Below are 17,541 nucleotides of genomic sequence, written 5' to 3' on the forward strand. Positions count from 1 at the left end.
GGCGCTCCACGCGGGCGAGCGCGAGCAGCGTGCGGCCGCGCTCCAGCGGCAGGTCCAGGGTCGCGAACCGCCGGGCGGTGGTCTCCAGGAGGTGGACGGCGGCCTCCGCGTCGCCCTGTGCGGACAGGCACAACCCCCGGGCCCGGTCCAGGGCGGCGACGACACCGGTCCGGCCGAGGCCGACGGCGACGGGGCGTACGCCGCCGGTCAGGCGGGCCGCCTCGTCCGGGGCGTCGGCGGCGACCAGTGCTTCCGCGAGATCCCCGTGCCAGCGCAGGATCGAGGGGTCCACCACCTGCTGGGCGGCTTCCAGGTCGGCGACGCGGCGCAGGGTGGCCACCGCCTTCGCCGCCTCTCCGGTGGCCAGTTCGACCAGGCCGAGCGCGTGCAGGTTGCGGGACAGGAAGACCTGGTCGTGCTCCTCCTGGGAAGCCTGGATGCCGCGGCGGGCGTACCCGGCGGCGCGGGCGAAGCCACCGCCGGCCGCCTCCGCCATCGCGGCGACGTACCAGGCGGGGCCGGGTGAGAGGCCCGCCTCGATGGTCAGTTCCAGGGCACGGCGGGCGCGGGCGGAGGCGGCCGTGCAGCGGCCGCTGCGCAGTTCGACCTCGGTGAGGCTGCGAAGCACCTCGAAGACGTCCTCAGCCGAGCCGGTACGCCGTACGGCGGGCAGCAGGACCATCAGCTGGCGGCGGGCATCGGTGAGCCGGTCGTCGAAGAGGGCGTGGCGGACGGAGAGGTACTGGGGCGCGTTGCGCATCCCCAGGGGTACCTCCGGGGCGGGGAGGGCGAGCGCTTCGGCGAGGATCGCCTCGGCGCCGGGGTCCCCGAGGATGCGGCCCATGCGGGCCCGTACGGTCAGGGCCATGGCCTCGGCGACCTGGTCGCCGCCGAGCGCGGCGAGCGCGCCGGCCGCTGCGGCGGCGTCGCGGGAGCGGACCGGGTCCCCGTCGCTGAGGTTGTGCTTCCAGGCGATCCGCAGCTGGACGGCGGCCCGCAGGGCGGGGTCGCCGGCGGCGTCGTCCATGGCGTGGGCGAAGGTCTCCTCCAGCGCGCCGAGGTCCTGTCCGGCGGCGTCGATCACTGCGAGGCGGGCGCGGACCCGGTCGGCGGGCGAGGCGTCGCGGGCCAGGACGGCGCGGGTGGCACGCCGGGCGAGGTCGGCGCGGCCGGCCCAGCCCGCGTCCTCGGCGGCCGCGACGAGCCGGGCCAGCCCCTCGCCGGCCAGGTGGGCCGGCGTACGTTCCGCCGCCAGCAGCCCCAGTTCGGCGGCGAGGGCCCGCTGCCCCCGGCGGCGGCAGGCCGCGGCGGCCTCGGTGACCTCGGCTGCGAGCCACTGGTCCGGGGTGTCCACGGCCAGCGCGCGGTGGCGTACGGCCTGGACGGGGTCGTCGACGGCTTCGGCCAGGGCGGCGTGCCCGGCGGCCCGTTCCGGCCAGCCGGCGTCGGCGGCGAGAGCGGTGGGCAGGGCGCCCGCGGTGAACTCCACCGTGCCGTCCTCTCCCACCCGTACGAGCGCGGCCCGTTCCGCCTCGGCCAGTTCGGCTTCGGCGTCGGGGCGCCCGGCGCGGCGCAGCAGGGCGGTGGTGGGGCGGGCCGCGAGGGCGGCGAGGAGGAGGGTGCGGCGGGCCTGGGCGGGGGCTTCGGCGAGGAGGCGGCGGGCCACCTCGCGGGCCTGACCGGAGACGGGCAGGGGGTCGGCGTGGTGGGCGCTCGCGTCGCGGGCCTCGGCGGCTTCGGCGAGGGAGTGGCCGAGGGCGAGGGCCAGACGCGGGTTGCCGCCGCTGGCCTGGTGGATGCGGCCGGCGAGGCGGGCGGGCAGGCCGTGGCGTACGAGGAGCTCCGCGACCTCGTCGGCGCCGAGCGGGGGCACCCGTATCGCGGGGGTGCCGGGGCCGCAGAGGGGTGCGCCGACCGGTCCCCCGCTCTGGACGCATTCGGCCACCAGGACCCGGACCCCGGGCGGGGTCAGGCGCAGGGCGAAGCGAAGCAGGCCGGTGCTTTCGGCGTCGAGCCACTGGGCGTTGTCGAGGACGAGCAGGACGGGGTGGCGGGCGGCGAGCCTGCGCAGCACTTCGACGACGGCCAGGCGCAGGGCGACGTGGTCCCGGCCGGTGCGGGGGGCGTCCGCCTCGCGGCGCAGCAGGGCGATGGCGGTGCGCTGGGGCCCCGAGAGCCCCTCCAGGCCGGCGCCGGGCACGGAGGCCAGGAGCGCGGCGGCGGACGCCTCGGGTATCCACTGGTCGGCTGCTTCCGGAGCGAGGCGCAGCACGGTTACGCGCCGGCTTTCCGCGGCGGCCGCGACGGCGCGGACCACCTCCGTCTTGCCCGCTCCGGCGGGTCCGGTGAGCACGGCCCGGCCGTGCGTGGTCAGCGCGCGGTCCACCGCCTTGATCAGTTCACCGTGTCCGACACTCGCGTCAGCGTGCCCCGTCGCCGCCCCCACGCACAGCCACCAGCCTTCCGGTCACCCGCTTCTGTGCCTTTCCTGTGAGACGCGACAATACGAGGTCGGATGCCGGGTGGACACGGATTGTGACGCAGAAATCAGTCAGTCCGCGGGAAAGCCCGCCGGACCTGCCGATACGCGGTGTATTGGCAGGTCCGGCGGGTGACTTGGTCCGTACTATCGGCCCGTCAGCACCGGTGGGGTGGCCGGTCGCGGGGCGGGGACGACCGGATCTCCGGGTGGGGTCCCGGGCGCCGGCCGTGCCGTTGTCGGTGTTCTCGTCGGTGCTGGTGTTCTCGTCGGGCTTGGTGTGCTCGTCGGTGTCGGCGTTGTCGTCGTTGACAGCGCGTGGGAGGTGCACGGCAGCGGCGGGACCGGGGAGGGGTGGTCAGTCACGCCCCGGTCGCCGCCGTGTGCCGCGTCGTCGTCCCGTTCGCCCAGTGGGCGTCGCACGGCGGTCGGGACGAGGGCGGTACCGGCGGTCCCCCGGGTCGGTGCGGCTTCACGTCCATGTGGGGTTGGCGTGTGGGCCGCGGGTCCCGGGGGAGGTCGCCGGTGGGCAGACAGTAGGCAACGCGGAGATGAACCCGCTACCGGGAAAACCCTTGCCCGACCCCTCTGCCGCCCCGCGAGGACTCCGTCAGGGCGTGGCGAGCCTGCGGAAGTACGTCCAGCTGGACTCGTTCGGCTCGGTCCACTGCTCCGGCGCGTGCGCGTACTCGGGGTGGTGGGCGGCGATGTACGCACGGGTCCGCTCGGGCACCTCCGCGTACGAGTCCAGCTTGCGGCCCCGGCAGTGGAAGGCGAGGCCGCCCGGCCGCTGCCCCCGCTCCATCCACGGGAGGTACGGGGACATCCGCATCCAGGACATGGTCGCGGGAACGCTCACCGCCGCGGCACCGGCACCGGCACCGGCACCGGCGGCAACAGCACCGGCCTCCGCATCCGCGTCGGCCTCCACGTCGGCCTCGGCGTCGAGGACGCTCGCGGGCGCGAAGAACTGGAACAGCTCCAGCGCGCGGTAGGTGTCGTCCGCCGAGTTGGCGGGGAACTCCGCGACGGGGAGCGGCGAGGGGTAGGCGAGGGGGATCTCCAGGCTGAAGCAGACCTGGTCGCCGAGCCTGGTCATGGGGATCGGGAACGGCCGCAGCTTCTGGTGGGCCGGATCGTTCCAGACGTGGATCACCGGCTTGTCCTCCCAGGTCTCCAGGATCTCCCGGGACAGGGGGTCCAGATAGAACGCGGCCTCCCGGGTCAGCAGCCGGTACCCGCCGGTCTCCGCGTCCTCGGTGAGGCGGGCGGCGTTGATCCCCTCGAAGCCGAACAGGCGCTGGTAGGGCTCGCCCGGCGCCCAGGAGTAGACGTCTCCGGTCCACCAGAAGAACACCTCGGCGCCGTCGAGCGAGGCACGGGTACGGACGAAGGCACGCAAAAGCTCGGACGGTGTCATACGCCGTACTCTGCGCGGTCGCGCCCCGGAGCGGCAAGCGGCCGCACGGACAACCGGGCGGCGCACGGGGCGCGTTCCGGACGGGCGTGCGGCGTGTGCTTCCGGCGGGCACGCTGCGCGCTCCTGCCGGACACGCGGTGCCGGCGCTCCCGGCGGGGCGGTAATCGGGGTGCCGGGCGCGCGGTTGCCGCGTAGCGTGCCGGACCGTGGACGAACGACGCGCAGAACTCCAGCTCCGGCACATCGCCGAAGCCGTCGGCACGGCCCGCGCACTGTCCGTCCCCCTGTGGCTGCGCGGGGGCTGGGCCGTGGACTTCTTCCTCGGAGGGGTCACCCGGGATCACGGGGACATCGACTGGTTCGCCTGGGCGGATGACGCCGGGGTCTTGGCGGAGGGACTGCTGCGGCGCGGCTACCGGCCGGTGCCCGGGCCGCCCCCCGAGCTGCAGCTCGACTTCGCCAAGGACGGCCTGGAGAGCAGCTTCACGCTCCTGGCCCGGGACGCCGCCGGCCGCGTGGTGGTCGCGGGCGGCCCCTGGGCGGGGTCGCCGTGGCCTGCGGGGATGCTCGACGGCGGGTCGGGGCGCATCGGCGCGACGCGGTGTCGGGTCGTCAGTGCGCGCGCCCAGATCGAGATCAAGCGGATGACCCCGGTCTGGGACCCCGCCCGCCCGCGCCGGAGCAAGGACGCCGTGGACATCCTTCGTCTGGAGGCCGCCCTCCGGGCAGTGGGCGGGGCGTGATCCTGGCGCCGGTGCTCAGGCGCCTCCCAGGCGCGTGATCTCGCGGGCGGCCTTGGGCGAGTGGATCCCCCGGTTGAGGGCCTGTGCCCGGCGCAGTTCCGCGGCCGCCTCGGCCGCGCGGCCCGCGAGCCGGTAGAGGCGGGCCCGCTCCAGGTGGGTCAGCATGATCGCCCGCTCCTGCTGTGCCGGACGGGCCGCGAGGGAGGCGTCCAGGGCGGCGTGGGCCGCCTCGTGGTCACCGAGCAGGCCCAGGACGACGGCGCGCTTGAAGTGGAGCGCGGCGGGCCGGTAGGTGTGGAAGGGGTCGGTGCCCGCGCGGGTGCCGCCATGCAGGCGGTCCGCGCTCGCCAGCCAGGTGAGCGCCGGGGCCCGCTGCCCCAGGGCCGCGTGGACGTGGGCGGCCTGCGCCGCGACGAAGGACCGGACCATGGCGGGGGTGCGGGGCGAGACCTCCAGGGCCTGCCGGACGTAGGAGAGGCCGACCGCGGGCTGGTCCTGGTCGAGGGCGTCCTGACTGAGCAGGCGCAGCGCGATGGCCCGGGTGGAGGGTTCGCCCGCCAGCTCGGCGAGCGAGGCCGCGCGGCCGAGGGACCGGCGGGACGCGGCGAAGGAGCACTGGTCGGCGTAACTGCGGGCGAGGAGCAGCACGGTGCGCGCCGCGTGGCCCAGCTCCATGGGGGTGAGGGCGTCCTCGCCCCCGGTGGTGAGCACCGAGTGGAAGGTGCCCTGGAGGTACGCGAGGAGGACGGGGGCGGTGGCGTCCCCGCCGAGGGCGTCCACCTGTCCGGTGAAGAAGTCCTCGGCGGCCCGGCGCAGTCCGGTGTGCGAGAGGGCCGCGACGTGCGCCGCGGGAGCGTGCCGGTCGCGCTGCTCCGGGACCCGGTGGCCGTCGTCCTCCGCCACCCGTTGGTGGCCCTGCCCCGCGCGCCCGGTGTCGCCGGACGCCTGGCCGCCGGGCCCCGGGCCGACCGGCTCCTGACCGCCCGGCTCCGGCCGGTGGTGGCGGCGGAGCCGCAGCCCCGGGACTCCGGCCAGCAGCTCCGCCGCGGTGGTGGGGGGTCCGGGCGGCGCGGTGTGCCCCATGCCGATGTCCGCCGGGCCGACCGGGCGGCCGAGGCGCCCGGCGAGGATCTCGCACAGCAGGCCGGGAACGGGGTCCCGCGGGGTGCTGCCGCGCAGCCAGTGGGCGACGGCGGTGCGGTCGTAGGCGGTGGTGAGGCCGGACGCCCGGGCACTCGTGTTGAGCCGGCGGGCCAGGGCCTCGTAGGTCCATCCCGTCTCGCGGATCACACGGTGCAGGAGAGGATTGGAAGGGGTCATGCCGGGGATTCCTTCCTTGCGACGAGGTGCGCTCGAGAAGGGCTGCTTTTGCGTGTGAACCGCCGTTCAGGACGAAAAGTTGCGGGGCCGGGGCCCGTCACGCGGATCCCAGGTTGACGGCGGTGCCGCCACCGGCGACCGTGACCGCCATGGGGAACGCGCGCCTGATGCTCACTCTCGTCGTCTGCCTGGTCCTGGGCGGGGGGCTCACCGCTGCCGTAGTGGGGGCCTCGCGGGCGGGCGGACCGCACGCGGGCTCCGCGCCGGCCGGCCCCGCGGTCTCCGACTACGTGGACATGGCCGGGGTCCCGCCCGGGTCCGCCCCCCGCGTCCTGCCGCCGTCGGGGCCGGACGCCTCGGCAGGATCGGTCGTGGTGGAGTGCGGCCGCAACGAGGAGGGCCACTACAACGAGGACAATCTCGTCGTCTCGCCGGGGCTGGTGGCGGGCGCCCACCACACGCACGCGTACGTGGGGAACCTGTCCACCGACGCGCTGTCGACCGACGCCTCCCTGGACGCGGCCGCCACGAGCTGTCGGGGCGGCGACCGCTCCACGTACTACTGGCCCGTGCTGCGCCGGCCGGACCGGCCCGGCCCGCGCCCGCACGAGGGTTCGGCCGGACACGGCAACACGGGCGAGATCGTGGCGGAGTCCTCGGTCCGGGTGGAGTTCCGCGGCAGTCCGGTGAGCAAGGTCGTGCCGATGCCCCGCTTCCTGCGCGGGATGACGGGTGACGCCGTGGCGTTCACGGCGGCGACCGACGCCGACGTCCGGGCCCGCTGGGGGTGTTCCGGCTCTCCCGACCGCGCCACCACCGGTTATCCGCGCTGTCCGGCGGGCGAGCGCGTCACGCGCACCCTGGTCTTCCCCAGCTGCTGGAACGGCCTGGAGACCGCGAGCGCCGGGCACCGCTCGCACCTGCTGTTCCCCTCGGGGGGCGGGGTCTGCCCGCAGGGCACCTTCCCGGTGCCCGAGCTGCGCGTCTCCCTGGCGTACGAGGTCGCCCCGGGCGTGCCGCTCGCGCTCGACTCCTTCCCCGAGCAGCGGCACAGTCCCAGGACGGACCACGCGATGTTCGTGAACGCGATGACCGAGGCGCAGATGGCCGCGGTCGTCGGCTGCCTCAACTCGGGCCGCGCGTGCCGCACCTGAGTGACGCAGATCACCTGAACCGGGGGCGGCCGGGCAGCGTGTTCCGACCGCACCACCCAGCGAGGAAGACGGAGAGGGTGAGATGGCCGGACCACTGTGGCCCCGCACTCGGCGGGGCTCGACCGACGAGGCATTGATCAAGTCGGTGTACGAGGAGCACGGCCACGCCCTGCTCGCGTACGCCACCCGGCTGACGGGTGACCGGGCCGCCGCCGAGGACATCGTCCAGGAGACGCTCATCCGGGCCTGGCGGCACTCCGAGGTCCTGGTGAACGGGAAGGGTTCGGTACGGGGCTGGCTGCTGACGGTGGCCCGCAACATCATCACCGACCGGTACCGCGCCAAGGCCGCGAGGCCGCCCGAGGTCTCCGGAGCCGCCGCCGCTCCTCCGGTGGAGATGGACCACGCGGACGCCGTGGTGGACACCATGACGGTGCTGGGCGCCCTGGACCAGCTCTCCCCGGAACACCGGGACGTGCTCACGGAGTTGTACTACCGCCAGCTCAGTGTCGCCGAGGCCGCGGACAGCCTCGGCATACCGGCGGGCACCGTCAAGTCGCGTTCGCACTACGCGCTCAAGGCCCTGCGCGAGGTCTTCCGGGACAACGGCGCCAGAGAGCACGGCTCCAGAGAAGGAAATCGATCGGGCAGGCCGCCCCAGCAGCCCGCCGGACTGCGTGAGGTGGTGGCATGAACCGGCAGCGGCACGAGGAGGAACTGCTCGGCCCGTACGTGCTCGGCGTCCTGGACCCCGAGGAGAACCGCCGGGTCGAAGAACACATCAGCGGCTGCGTGCACTGCCGCGAAGAGGTGACCGCGTTGCGCGAAATGGAGGCGGCACTGGGCGAGGTGCCCGAGGAGGCGTTCCTGGACGGGCCGCCGCACGGCGGTGACCTGATGCTCCAGCGCACCCTGCGGCAGATGCGCGGGGAACAGGCGGCCGACCGGCGCCGGCGCGTGGGCCTGGCGGGCCTGGCCGCGGCGGCTTCGCTGGCCGCGGTGTTCTGGGCGGGCGCCCAGCTCGGCTCCGCCGGTGACTCCGGACCGGTCGCGCTGCCCCCGCAGCCGTCCCCCACGGTGTCGACGGCGCCTTCGACGCCGGTGGCCGGGACCAGGCTGGGCTCCGCGACCGACCCGGCCACGGGGGTGCGGATGACCGTACAGATGACGCCCGCGGTGAAGTGGGTGCGCGTGCGCGCCGCGGTCACCGGGGTGCCGCCCGGCGAGCGGTGCCGGCTGATCGTGGTCTCCAAGGACGGCAAGCGCACGACCGCGGGCAGCTGGGTCGTGGGAGGCCAGGAGAAGGGCGAGGGCAAGGGCGCGGCGCTGGACGGTTCGGCGGCCGTGGACCCGGCGGACGTCAAGTCCGTCCAGGTCGAGAACGAGTCGGGCCGGACCTTCGTGTCCGTACCGGTGTGACGCGCCCCGGCCGCCGGGCCGGGGACGTGACAGAGCCCGGGAGCATGTCCAGCTCCCGGGCTCCTGCTTGCCACCCAATTCGCACACCGGCTGCGTTTAAGGGCCGCGGATCATTCTTAGACCGACGTGTTCTGCCTTTGAACTACCGCGCCACGAGGAGAGGCGCAGAGGGGACTTGAACCCCTATCCGTCGATGACCGTCCGCGCCCGGTCGATCCGGTGTTCGGCGGCGAATACTGAGACTGGAGCGAGAATCTGAGATTTACGGGACCGCCTCTGCCAGGCTTGGGCCACCCCGGCGCGCAGTGCCGGGAGAGGGATTCGAACCCCCAACTGTCGTCCCTTTTCAGCTTCAACATCAGTTTCAGCTTGCGCTCTCGCGCACCCCCCGCGCTCGCGGAGGGCGATCTTGGGGCTACCCGAACAGGTAGCCGAACACCGCGTCCCCGACCCGCTGGTCGGTGACCTCGGCGCCGTTGGCCTCCTCGCGGGCGAACTTCACGGCCTGCTGGAGCTTCTCCACGCGGTCGAGCAACTCGTTGACCCGGCGGGCCGGGAGGGCACCGGAGAACTTCACGGTCGTCCAGTAGCCGACCGGGACGTCCTCGTAGTAGACCTCGACCTGCGCCGGGTGCTTGTCGGTGGCCTCGGCCTTGACGTGGTTGCGCGGCACCTTCTTGGTGCGGATGGTGCGTACCGGCTCCGTCTTCCAGGAGTCGGTGGACGGGTCCAGGTTCCAGGACTCGGACGCGTCGAGCACCGGCAGCTTCCGCACGAAGGTGTGCAGGTCGGTCAGCTGCTTCTCCAGGAAGAGCAGGTAGGGCACCGGCACCTGCGGGAGCAGGACGTTCCCGTCGACGACGACGTCCGCGGACGCGGTGCGGTTCGCCCAGTCCTTGGTGGCCGTGACGTCGAACAGGCGCGTCAGGGTCCCCGCCGTCGCCCGCAGCGCGTCCTCGGCCTTGACCTGGACCCGGGTGGACTCGGGCGGCAGCTGCTCGCCCTCCTCGTCCTTGGGCTGGTACGTACGTGAGATGCCGGCCAGCAGGGCGGGCTTCTGGACGTCGTGGTGAGCCTGGGTCAGCTCCTGGAGGGACTTGGACTTGACGCCCTTTTCCACTGCGATTATCTGATTCAGCTTCGGCACGTGATCAACCTAGCAGCCCCCTCCGGCGGTCCTCATCTGCTTTTCGCGCGACGGGCGTTCAGGACCGTGGCAGCCGGGACGGCGGGCGGGAGGGGGCGCAGGACGGCGGGTATCGCGGCCGCGGCAGCGGTCCGGTGTCGTGTCATGACACCGGACCGGGGCGGACCGGGGCCGTGCGGGCGCGCGTGCCTGACCTGTCGTCAGCCGGCGCCCATCGCCCGTCAGACCGCGGGCGCCGTGAGGTGCACCGGCAGGTCGAAGAGGTCGTTCTGGGTGAGGATCGGCTTGTTGCGCAGTTCCCCGGGGGCGACGGCGAGGGTCAGGTCGGGGAAGCGGGCGTACAGGGCCGGAAGGGCGACGAGGGCCTCCAGCCGGGAGAGGGCCGCGCCGGGGCAGACGTGGGGGCCGTGGCCGAAGGAGATGTGGCGGTTGGGGGTGCGGGTGACGTCGAACTCCCCCGCGTTCTCGCCGTGCTGCTCCTCGTCGCGCCCGATGGCACCGAAGGAGACGATGAGCCCCTCGCCCTTCGGCAGGATCCGGTCCGCGACCTCGACGTCCTCGGCGGCGAACCGGATCAGCACGTGCGAGGTCGGGGTGGACCAGCGCAGGGTCTCCTCGATCACGTTCTCCCACGGGACCTCGCCCTTGAGGACCAGCGCGCGCTGCTCGGGGTGGCTCTGGAGGGCGACGACGGCGTTGACGATCAGGCTGATCGTGGTCTCGTGGCCGGCCGCGACCATCAGCTGGAGGGTGTTGGTGATCTCCTCCGTGCTGAGGTGGTCGCCGTCCTCGGAGGCGGCGATCAGCGCGCTCGTGAGGTCGTCGCCCGGGTTCTCCCGCTTGGACTCCACGATCCGGGAGAACAGCGCGCCGAGGTCCGCCATCATCTGCGGTACCTCCTCGGGGAGGGTCTGCGTGGAGAAGAACTTCTCGAACAGCGCCTTCAGCCGAGGGTGTTCCACCGCGTCGACGCCCATGAGCGCGCTGATGACGTTCATCGGCAACGGATACGCGAAGTGCAGCTTGAGGTCGACCGTCTCCCCGGCCGGCAGTGCTTCGAGCCGGTCGAGCATGTCCGTCGTCAGCGCCTCGATGCCCGCCCGCAGCTTCTCCACCCGGCGGACGGTGAGGGCCTGCGCGACCAGGGTGCGCAGGCGGCGGTGTTCGTCGCCGTCCACGGTGAGCATGGAGCGGCCGGGGTTGGCGAGGCCGATCAGGGGCCAGTCGAGGGGTATCTCGCCGCGCTGCCAGGCACCCCACGCGTTGATGTCCTTGACCACTCTGGGGTCGGTCAGGAGTCTCCTCGCCTCGGCGTGCCGGGTCACGGCGTACACGCCGACACCGCCCGGCAGGACGACCGGTACGAGCGGGCCGGCGGCGCGCAGCGCGGCACTCTCCGCGTCGAGGTCGGCGACGAAGGGGTCGAGGGTGATGGCGGCGGGGCCGGAGTGGTCGATCGGGCACGTCATCGGGTGGCTCCAAGGGCGGGGGTCGGGGTGTAGGTGACGGGCAGTTCGGTCAGTCCGCGCAGCCAGGGCGAGGGGCGGCGGGACAGCTCGGAGGCCGGCACGGCGAGGTCCACGTCGGGCAGCCGGTCGAGGAGGACCTCGATGCCGGTGCGGGCGATGGCCTCGGCGACCTCCTGGGCGGGGAAGGGGCAGCGGTGATCGCCGTGCCCGAAGGAGAAGAAGGCGTTGTTGCCGCCGGTGAGGGCGCCCGCGTCGGTGCGTACGTGGGGGTCGGCGTTGGCCGCGGCCAGTCCCAGCAGGACGAGGTCGCCGCGGGCGATGCGCCGGCCGCCGAGGTTGGTGTCGCGGGAGGTCCAGCGGCCGGCCACGTTCTGGGTGGGCGTGTCCTCCCACAGCACCTCGTTCATGGCCTCGCCGACGCTGTGCCGACCGCCCGCGAGGGAGGCCGCGAAGCGGTTGTCGGTGAGCATCAGGCGCAGCGAGTTGCCGATCCAGTCGGCGGTGGGCTGGTGGCCCGCGGCCATCATCACCATCAGGTCCTGGGCGATCTCGTCCACGGTGAAGCCCGCCGTGTTGGCGAGCATCCGGGAAGCGACGTCGTGGCCGGGCACCGCCTGCTTGGCGGCGAGCAGCGCGTACATGGATCCGCCGAGGTGGCGCTGTCCGTCCAGGGCCCCCTCCCGCCCGTTGATCATGTCGTTCATGGCGGTGACGAGGCCGGGGCCCTCCTCGTCGGAGAAGCCGTAGATCCGGGCGAGGACCCGCAGCGGCAGGAGCATCGCGTACTCGCCGACGATGTCGCAGGCGCCCTTGCCGCACAGCGTGTCGATCAGCTCGTCGGCGAACCGCTCGGCGTGTCCCTTGAGTTCGAAGGGGTCCACGGATTCGAGGGCGTCGGAGATGACGGCGGCCCGCTCGCGGTGGCGTTCGCCGACGGTGTAGAGGATGGACGGCTGTTTGCGGCCGATCATCGGGAGCAGCGGCCAGTCGGCGGGGATGCGGTCCCACTGGTTCCAGAGGTCGGAGTCGCGGGAGAAGAGGACCGGGTCGCTGGTGACCTGGTGCAGTTCCCGGTAGCCGAGGACGAGCCAGGCCGGTATGTCGCCGTCGAGGACGACCGGGGCGACGGCGCCGTGGTCGCGGCGCATCTCGCGGTAGAGCTCGATGGGGTCGGTCTGGAACCGGGGGCCGCCGAGCGGGACGGCCTGCGGGTCGTGAGCGGCGGGGCAGGTCACGGGGTGGGCTCCGGGGTCTTCGGCTGGTTGGTCAGAACGGCCGTCTGGAGGTGCTGGACGAGGGAGATCAGGACGTGCTTGCCGGACTCGCGGGAGCGGGCGTCGCAGAAGACCAGCGGGACCGCGTCGGGCAGGTCGAGGGCGGCCCGGATCTCGTCCGCGGTGTGGGCGGGTCCGCCGAAGTCGTTGCAGGCGACGACGAAGGGGGTGCCGTGGTGCTCGAGCCGGTCGATGGCGTACCAGGAGTCGGCGAGGCGGCGCGTGTCGACGAGGACGACGGCGCCCAGGGTGCCGGAGAAGAGCCGGTCCCACAGGAACCAGAACCGCTCCTGGCCGGGCGCGCCGAACAGGTAGAGCACATTGTGCGCGTCGAGGGTGATGCGGCCGAAGTCGAACGCCACGGTGGTGGCGGTCTTCGCGGCGATCCCGTCGGTGTCGTCGACGGCCTCTCCGGCCTTGGTCATGGTCTCTTCGGTGTTCAGCGGGCGGATCTCGCTGACCGAGCGGACCATGGTGGTCTTGCCGACGCCGAAGCCGCCGACGATGACGATCTTCAGACCGTTGTCGGCGGTGCTCTGCAGGGTCTGGCGGGTTTCGCGCTGATCAGAGATTGCGGAGTCCAACGAGCACCTGCTCCAGGATGTCGAGGTCGGGAAGGCGGTACGCCGAACGCGGGTGCCGGGCGCTGATCTTGCCGGTGCCGAGCAGGTCGGCGAGGAGGATGCGCACGATCGACACCGGCAGCCCCAGTTCGGCCGCGATCTCCACCAGGGCCGTCGGGAACTGGCTCATGCGCAGGATCGCGGCGTGCTCGGACTGCATCCCGGGGGTCGGGTCGCATTCGGCGACGACGAGGGTGACCAGGTCGAAGGCGTCGGAGCCGGCGCGGCTGCGACCGCCGGTGAGGGTGTAGAGCCGGTCCGGGGAGTCGTCCCGGCCCGGCCTGCTCGTGCTCCCGCTCATCCCCGGGGCCGGGCGATGAGATGCTCGCCGAGCTGCTCGACCAGTTCGGACATGTTGTGGCCGACGAGGCCCGCGTCGGCGTCCTCGTCGGCGACCAGTGCGAGGTGCGCGCCCTCACCGGCCTCCACGATGAAGAGGATGCCGCCGTAGAACTCGGCCATGGCGGAGCGGACTCCGCCGGTCCCGTCGCCGAACTCGATGGACGCGCCGTGCGAGAGGCTCTGGATGCCGGCGGCTATCGCCGCGAGCTGGTCGGCCTGGTCGACGGAGAGCTCCGGGGTGCGGCACAGCTTGAGGCCGTCGCGGGAGAGCACCAGGCCGTGCCGGGCGCCGGGGGTGCGCTCAAGGAGCCCTTCCAGGAGCCAGCTGAGCGTCTCGTCGGTGGTGGAGCCGGTCATTCCGTGTTGCCTTCCGGGTGCGTGGGGTTCGAGGACGGCGCGGGGGCCGTCGGCTGAGCGGGGGCCGTGGGCCGTTCGGCGGCCGTGGACGGTGCCGCGTCCGTCGGCTGCTCGGGGGCCGGGGGCTGCTCGGGCGGCGCGGCCGCGTCGGGAGTCGCGGAGGTCGCGCGTACCGCCTGTCGGAAGCTGCCGAAGCGGGCGGCCGACCGGGAGGCTCCGGTGGGCGTACCGGATGCCGTACCGCCCGTACGGGCCGCAGCGCCGGCGGCGTCGGGGCCCTCGGGGTGGGCGGCGGCCAGGGTGCGGCCGCGCCTGCGCTGGGGAAGGCCGGTCTCGCCGGCGTGCGGGGCCTCGCCGGGGGCTCCGGCGGGTGCGCCGGCCGCCGGGAGGATCTGGGCCGCGGCCTCCCCTTGGCCCGCTGCGGGCCGAAGAGGCGTACGCCCTGCTCAGCGGGCTCGTCGGCGCCGAGCGGCTCGCGGCGGAGCGGGGGGCGGCGCGACGGCTCACCACCGTCTGCGGGCACTTCCCGCTGGCGCTGCGGATCGCGGCGGGCCGGCTGCTGACCCGGCCCGGACTGGCCGTGGCCGACTGCGCGAACTGGCTCGCCGAGGACCCGCCGGCCCGGCTGGCCCTCGCGGAGGACGCCCGGCTGTCGGTGCCCGAGGTGTTCGGCCGGGCGCTGGACACGCTGGCGCCCGACACCCGCGCCGCCTTCCTGCGGCTCGGCGGGCTCGACGAGGGCGCCGATCTGTCCGCCGCCGCCGGCGAGTCCGTACTCGAACAGCTGGTGGAGGCCGGGCTGCTGGAGGACGGCCCACCCGGCCGCCCGTACCGGCTGCACGACTTCCTCCGTGTCTACGCGCGTTGGCACGGGCGGTCCGACGGCGCGGCCGCTGTGGCCGCGCCGCCCCGCTGAGCCCCGCGCCGTCCCACCGCCCGCCAACGAGGGCTCCGGCCACCGGCGGTGGCTCCCTCCTGCGCTCCGCGCTCTCCCCCGGTCCTCCCATCGGCCCGTCACCGCACCGCCCTCCCCCGTCCGCACAGACCGCACCCAGGGGTGTCCCATGGCCCACGCCGGCTACCAGGCCGTTTCCTCGACCCGTCCCAGGATCCGCCGGGACGTGCTCTTCACCCGGACGCCGGACGGCGTCCTGTTCCACAACGCCGACGGCGGTTTCCGCCTGACGGCGAAGTCCGCGTACCGGTTCGCGACGCTGATCGTTCCCCACCTGACCGGCGAACACACCGTCGCCGACCTGTGCCGGGGCCTCGGCGAGGCACAGCGGGCCATGGTCGGTGAGCTCGTCAGGACCTTGTACGAACGGGACTTCGCCCGGCCGGCCGAAGCCCCGCGGGACGCGGCCGCGCACGACGGCCCGGCCGCCGACGTCGCCCGGCGGTTCGCCCCGCAGATCGCGTACGTGGACCACTACTCCGACGACGCCGAGGCCCGCTTCCTGCGGTTCCGCGCCACCCGGGTCGCCGTGCTCGGCGAGGACGAGGTGGCCCGCTGGTGCGCCGCGTCCCTCATACGCAACGGCTGCGCGGCCGTCGGCGTGAGCCCCGGCCTGGACACCGCCGCCGCGGAAGCCGACGCGGCCGAGGCCGCCGCCGACGGCTGTCCCGTCGACCTGCACACCCTGCCCGGGCGCGAGCCCGCGCAACCGCCGCTCGGCTGGGCCGAGTTGGAAGGCTACGACGTGGTCGTGGTCACCGGCGGCCCGGCCGCCCCGGCCCGGCTGCTGCCGCTGCTGCGGGCCGGGGTGCCGCGTGGCCGCACCCTGCTGCCCGCCTGGACCTACGGCTCGGACGCCGTCGTCGGCCCGCTGATGACCCATGCCGCCCCGGGCTGCTGGGCCTGCGCGGCCCTGCGCCTGGGGTCGGCCGCCGGCCGCGACCCGGGCGTCGCCGCCGACCTGTGGAGCGCGCTGGCCCTGCCGGGCGGCGGTCCCGGCTCCGGCACCGGCTCCGGCACCGGAGCCGCAAGGGGCCGTCCGCTGTCCGCGATGATCGGCAACCTCCTGGGCTACGAGGTCTTCCGGGCCGCGTCGGGCGCCCTGCCGCCCGAGACCCGGGACCGGCTCCTCATCCAGGACACGGCCTCGCTGGACGTCACCGGCGAACCGCTCCTGCCGCACCCGCGCTGCCCGTTCTGCGCCCGGCACACCGCAGACGGGCCGGCGGGGCCGGCCGTACCGCCCGTCGACCTCAGCACCGCCGGCCGCTCCGGCGCACCCGCCCTGCCGACGCTGGAGACCGCCCGCGACGCCGACGCGCTCGTCGAGGAGCTGAACCGGCGCTCCGCCCTGGTCCGCCCTTACACGGGGGTGTTCACCCGGTACGCGGACGAACCACTGACGCAGATCCCGCTCAAGCTGAGCGTGGTCGAGCTGGGCCTCGGGCACGCGGAGCGGCGCGCGGTCGCCGCCTTCGACGTCCACCACGTGGCGGGGGCCCGGATGCGGGCGCTGGACGCCGCCGCGATCGAGTACGCCGAACACGTCGTACCGGCGCGCCCGACCGCCGCGAAGGCGGGCGACGCGGTCCGCGCGTCGGCGCTGGCCATCGCCTCGGGGCTGCCGGGCGAGGCCGACGCGTACGAGCGGGCCGTCTCGCTGGTCACCGGGGAGGCCGTAGCGGTCCCGGCCGGAGCCGTGCGCCCGTTCGGGCCGCACAACGCCGACCGGCTCTTCGAGCGCACCCGGGCCGGTGCGGGCGCCGGAGCGTCCCCGGCGGACGCCGCCGCGGCCGGGCTGCTCTCGGCGCTCGCGTACGACGCGCTGCTGCGGGCGGTGCGCGGCGCTCCGGCCGCCCCGGTACCGCTGCCCGACCCGTCGGGCCCCGACGGGGAGGCGGACACCGGGGCCGAGCTGACCTTCCTCGTACGGTCCGCCGAGCGCCTGGGGCTCGCCGTACAGCTGCTGGACCTCGGGGAGGCAGCGCGGTCGGGAGTCTGCGTCCTTCTCGCACGGGCCGGCGGCCGCTGGGCGGTCGGCAGCGATCTCGACCGGCGGGCGGCCGCCGTGGCCGCGCTGCGCGACCTGCTGGGCGCGGCGCAGTACGAGAACGACGACGCCGCCGGGGTGGCCGCGGCCGACACCGGCGCGCCGCTGCTGCGCGATCTGGACGCCCGCTCCCTCACCGCGGCCCCCGCGGGGGCGTCCGCCGGTCCTGCCGCCTCCGCCGCCCCTGCGGTCACCGCCTGGCCGCAGGTGCTGGAGCGGCTGCGCGCGGCGGGCCGCGACGCGTACGCCGTCCCCACCGGCGCGCCGGACCTGGCCTCGGCGGGCCTCCACACCGCGCGGGTGCTGCTCACGGCGGAGCGGGAGCCGGCCGATGCACGCTGACGTTCGCGAGCCGGCCGGGGCGGGCGGGGCCGCCGGTTCGGCTGGGGCCGCCCGTTCCGCCGGGGCTGCCCGTTCCGCCGGGACAGCGGACGCCCCGGGGATCCCCCGGCTGCGGCTGGTCACGGCCGGGGCGGAGGTCGCGGCCGCGCTCGGGGCGCAGGCCGCGGCCCGCTTCGGCGCCGAACTCGACCGGGCGCTGCACCGGCTGGGCGGCCCCCGGGTGGCCCTGTCCGCGCTGGGGCTGCGCGATGCCTTCGCCGACGACGGCCCGACCGGGCCGAAGGCCCCCGGCGCCGTGGTCGTTCACCTGTACGGGCACCAGGCCGTCGTCGGCCCGGTCGGCGGGTGCGCCCGCTGCCTGGAGCGGCGCTGGCAGGCCGTCCGGTCCGTCGCGCTGCGCGACGCCCTGGAGCTGGGCGGCGGGACCCGCGCCGCCGGTGCGTGGCC

General features: G+C 74.8%; 15 protein-coding genes and 1 pseudogene. 7 read left to right on the forward strand and 9 right to left on the reverse strand.

Annotation, left to right across the window (positions count from 1 at the left end; genetic code table 11):
* A partial coding sequence (locus ABT106_RS25345; RefSeq protein ID WP_351281489.1) for an AAA family ATPase occupies positions 1 to 2,386 on the reverse strand: 2,386 nt, incomplete at its 3' end.
* A 703-nt stretch (positions 2,387 to 3,089) separates the two neighbouring features.
* The gene (locus ABT106_RS25350; RefSeq protein ID WP_351281491.1) at positions 3,090 to 3,899 is read right to left on the reverse strand and encodes a DUF1838 family protein; all 810 of its coding nucleotides are present in this window, start codon (positions 3,897 to 3,899) and stop codon (positions 3,090 to 3,092) included.
* 206 nt (positions 3,900 to 4,105) lie between these two features.
* Here ABT106_RS25350 and ABT106_RS25355 point away from each other — a divergent pair, with 206 nt between their 5' ends.
* On the forward strand, positions 4,106 to 4,642 hold the full coding sequence (locus ABT106_RS25355; protein WP_351281494.1) for a nucleotidyltransferase domain-containing protein: 537 nt from the start codon (positions 4,106 to 4,108) through the stop codon (positions 4,640 to 4,642).
* 15 nt (positions 4,643 to 4,657) lie between these two features.
* Here ABT106_RS25355 and ABT106_RS25360 read toward each other — a convergent pair whose 3' ends face one another.
* On the reverse strand, positions 4,658 to 5,962 hold the full coding sequence (locus ABT106_RS25360) for an NsdA family TPR-like regulatory protein (RefSeq protein ID WP_351281497.1): 1,305 nt from the start codon (positions 5,960 to 5,962) through the stop codon (positions 4,658 to 4,660).
* A gap of 149 nt (positions 5,963 to 6,111) precedes the next feature.
* Here ABT106_RS25360 and ABT106_RS25365 point away from each other — a divergent pair, with 149 nt between their 5' ends.
* The 3 genes from ABT106_RS25365 (at position 6,112) to ABT106_RS25375 (ending at position 8,535) form a co-directional block, all read left to right on the forward strand.
* A complete protein-coding gene (locus tag ABT106_RS25365) occupies positions 6,112 to 7,116 on the forward strand; it encodes a DUF1996 domain-containing protein (RefSeq protein ID WP_351281499.1) in 1,005 nt (334 codons plus the stop codon).
* 82 nt (positions 7,117 to 7,198) lie between these two features.
* Positions 7,199 to 7,810 (forward strand): sigma-70 family RNA polymerase sigma factor, encoded by a 612-nt coding sequence (locus ABT106_RS25370; protein WP_351281501.1) that lies wholly within the window; start codon positions 7,199 to 7,201, stop codon positions 7,808 to 7,810.
* Positions 7,807 to 8,535, forward strand: coding sequence for an anti-sigma factor (locus tag ABT106_RS25375; RefSeq protein ID WP_351281504.1), 729 nt, complete (start codon positions 7,807 to 7,809; stop codon positions 8,533 to 8,535). The genes ABT106_RS25370 and ABT106_RS25375 overlap by 4 nt, the downstream gene beginning before the upstream one ends.
* Positions 8,536 to 8,950: 415 nt before the next feature.
* Here the strand turns inward: ABT106_RS25375 and ABT106_RS25380 are convergent, their stop codons facing one another.
* The 6 genes from ABT106_RS25380 to ABT106_RS25405 all read right to left on the reverse strand — a co-directional run bounded on the left by ABT106_RS25380 (position 8,951) and on the right by ABT106_RS25405 (position 13,747).
* Complete coding sequence (locus tag ABT106_RS25380; RefSeq protein WP_351281506.1) at positions 8,951 to 9,682, reverse strand: DUF7873 family protein; 732 nt, start codon at positions 9,680 to 9,682, stop codon at positions 8,951 to 8,953.
* A gap of 221 nt (positions 9,683 to 9,903) precedes the next feature.
* The gene (locus ABT106_RS25385) at positions 9,904 to 11,151 is read right to left on the reverse strand and encodes a cytochrome P450 family protein (RefSeq protein ID WP_351281508.1); all 1,248 of its coding nucleotides are present in this window, start codon (positions 11,149 to 11,151) and stop codon (positions 9,904 to 9,906) included.
* On the reverse strand, positions 11,148 to 12,386 hold the full coding sequence (locus ABT106_RS25390) for a cytochrome P450 (RefSeq protein ID WP_351281511.1): 1,239 nt from the start codon (positions 12,384 to 12,386) through the stop codon (positions 11,148 to 11,150). The genes ABT106_RS25385 and ABT106_RS25390 overlap by 4 nt, the downstream gene beginning before the upstream one ends.
* The gene (locus ABT106_RS25395) at positions 12,383 to 13,009 is read right to left on the reverse strand and encodes a GTP-binding protein (RefSeq protein WP_351281513.1); all 627 of its coding nucleotides are present in this window, start codon (positions 13,007 to 13,009) and stop codon (positions 12,383 to 12,385) included. The genes ABT106_RS25390 and ABT106_RS25395 overlap by 4 nt, the downstream gene beginning before the upstream one ends.
* On the reverse strand, positions 12,990 to 13,349 hold the full coding sequence (locus ABT106_RS25400) for a DUF742 domain-containing protein (RefSeq protein ID WP_267725664.1): 360 nt from the start codon (positions 13,347 to 13,349) through the stop codon (positions 12,990 to 12,992). Before ABT106_RS25400 ends, ABT106_RS25395 begins: the two co-directional genes overlap by 20 nt.
* Positions 13,346 to 13,747, reverse strand: a complete 402-nt coding sequence (locus tag ABT106_RS25405; protein ID WP_267725660.1) for a roadblock/LC7 domain-containing protein — start codon at positions 13,745 to 13,747, stop codon at positions 13,346 to 13,348. Before ABT106_RS25405 ends, ABT106_RS25400 begins: the two co-directional genes overlap by 4 nt.
* 370 nt (positions 13,748 to 14,117) lie before the next feature.
* Here ABT106_RS25405 and ABT106_RS25410 point away from each other — a divergent pair, with 370 nt between their 5' ends.
* The 3 genes and pseudogenes from ABT106_RS25410 to ABT106_RS25420 form a co-directional block, all read left to right on the forward strand.
* Positions 14,118 to 14,663 carry a hypothetical protein gene (locus ABT106_RS25410; RefSeq protein ID WP_351281516.1) on the forward strand — a complete coding sequence of 182 codons (546 nt, stop codon included), beginning with the start codon at positions 14,118 to 14,120 and terminating at the stop codon, positions 14,661 to 14,663.
* Positions 14,664 to 14,811: 148 nt separating this feature from the next.
* Positions 14,812 to 17,094 carry a TOMM precursor leader peptide-binding protein gene (locus ABT106_RS25415; RefSeq protein ID WP_351281519.1) on the forward strand — a complete coding sequence of 761 codons (2,283 nt, stop codon included), beginning with the start codon at positions 14,812 to 14,814 and terminating at the stop codon, positions 17,092 to 17,094.
* Positions 17,084 to 17,541 (forward strand): annotated as a pseudogene (locus tag ABT106_RS25420) (TOMM precursor leader peptide-binding protein); the annotation flags it as partial. The gene ABT106_RS25415 and the pseudogene ABT106_RS25420, both read left to right, overlap by 11 nt.

Source organism: Streptomyces sp. NPDC002044, from assembly GCF_040296725.1.
GTDB classification, from domain to species: domain Bacteria; phylum Actinomycetota; class Actinomycetes; order Streptomycetales; family Streptomycetaceae; genus Streptomyces; species Streptomyces antarcticus.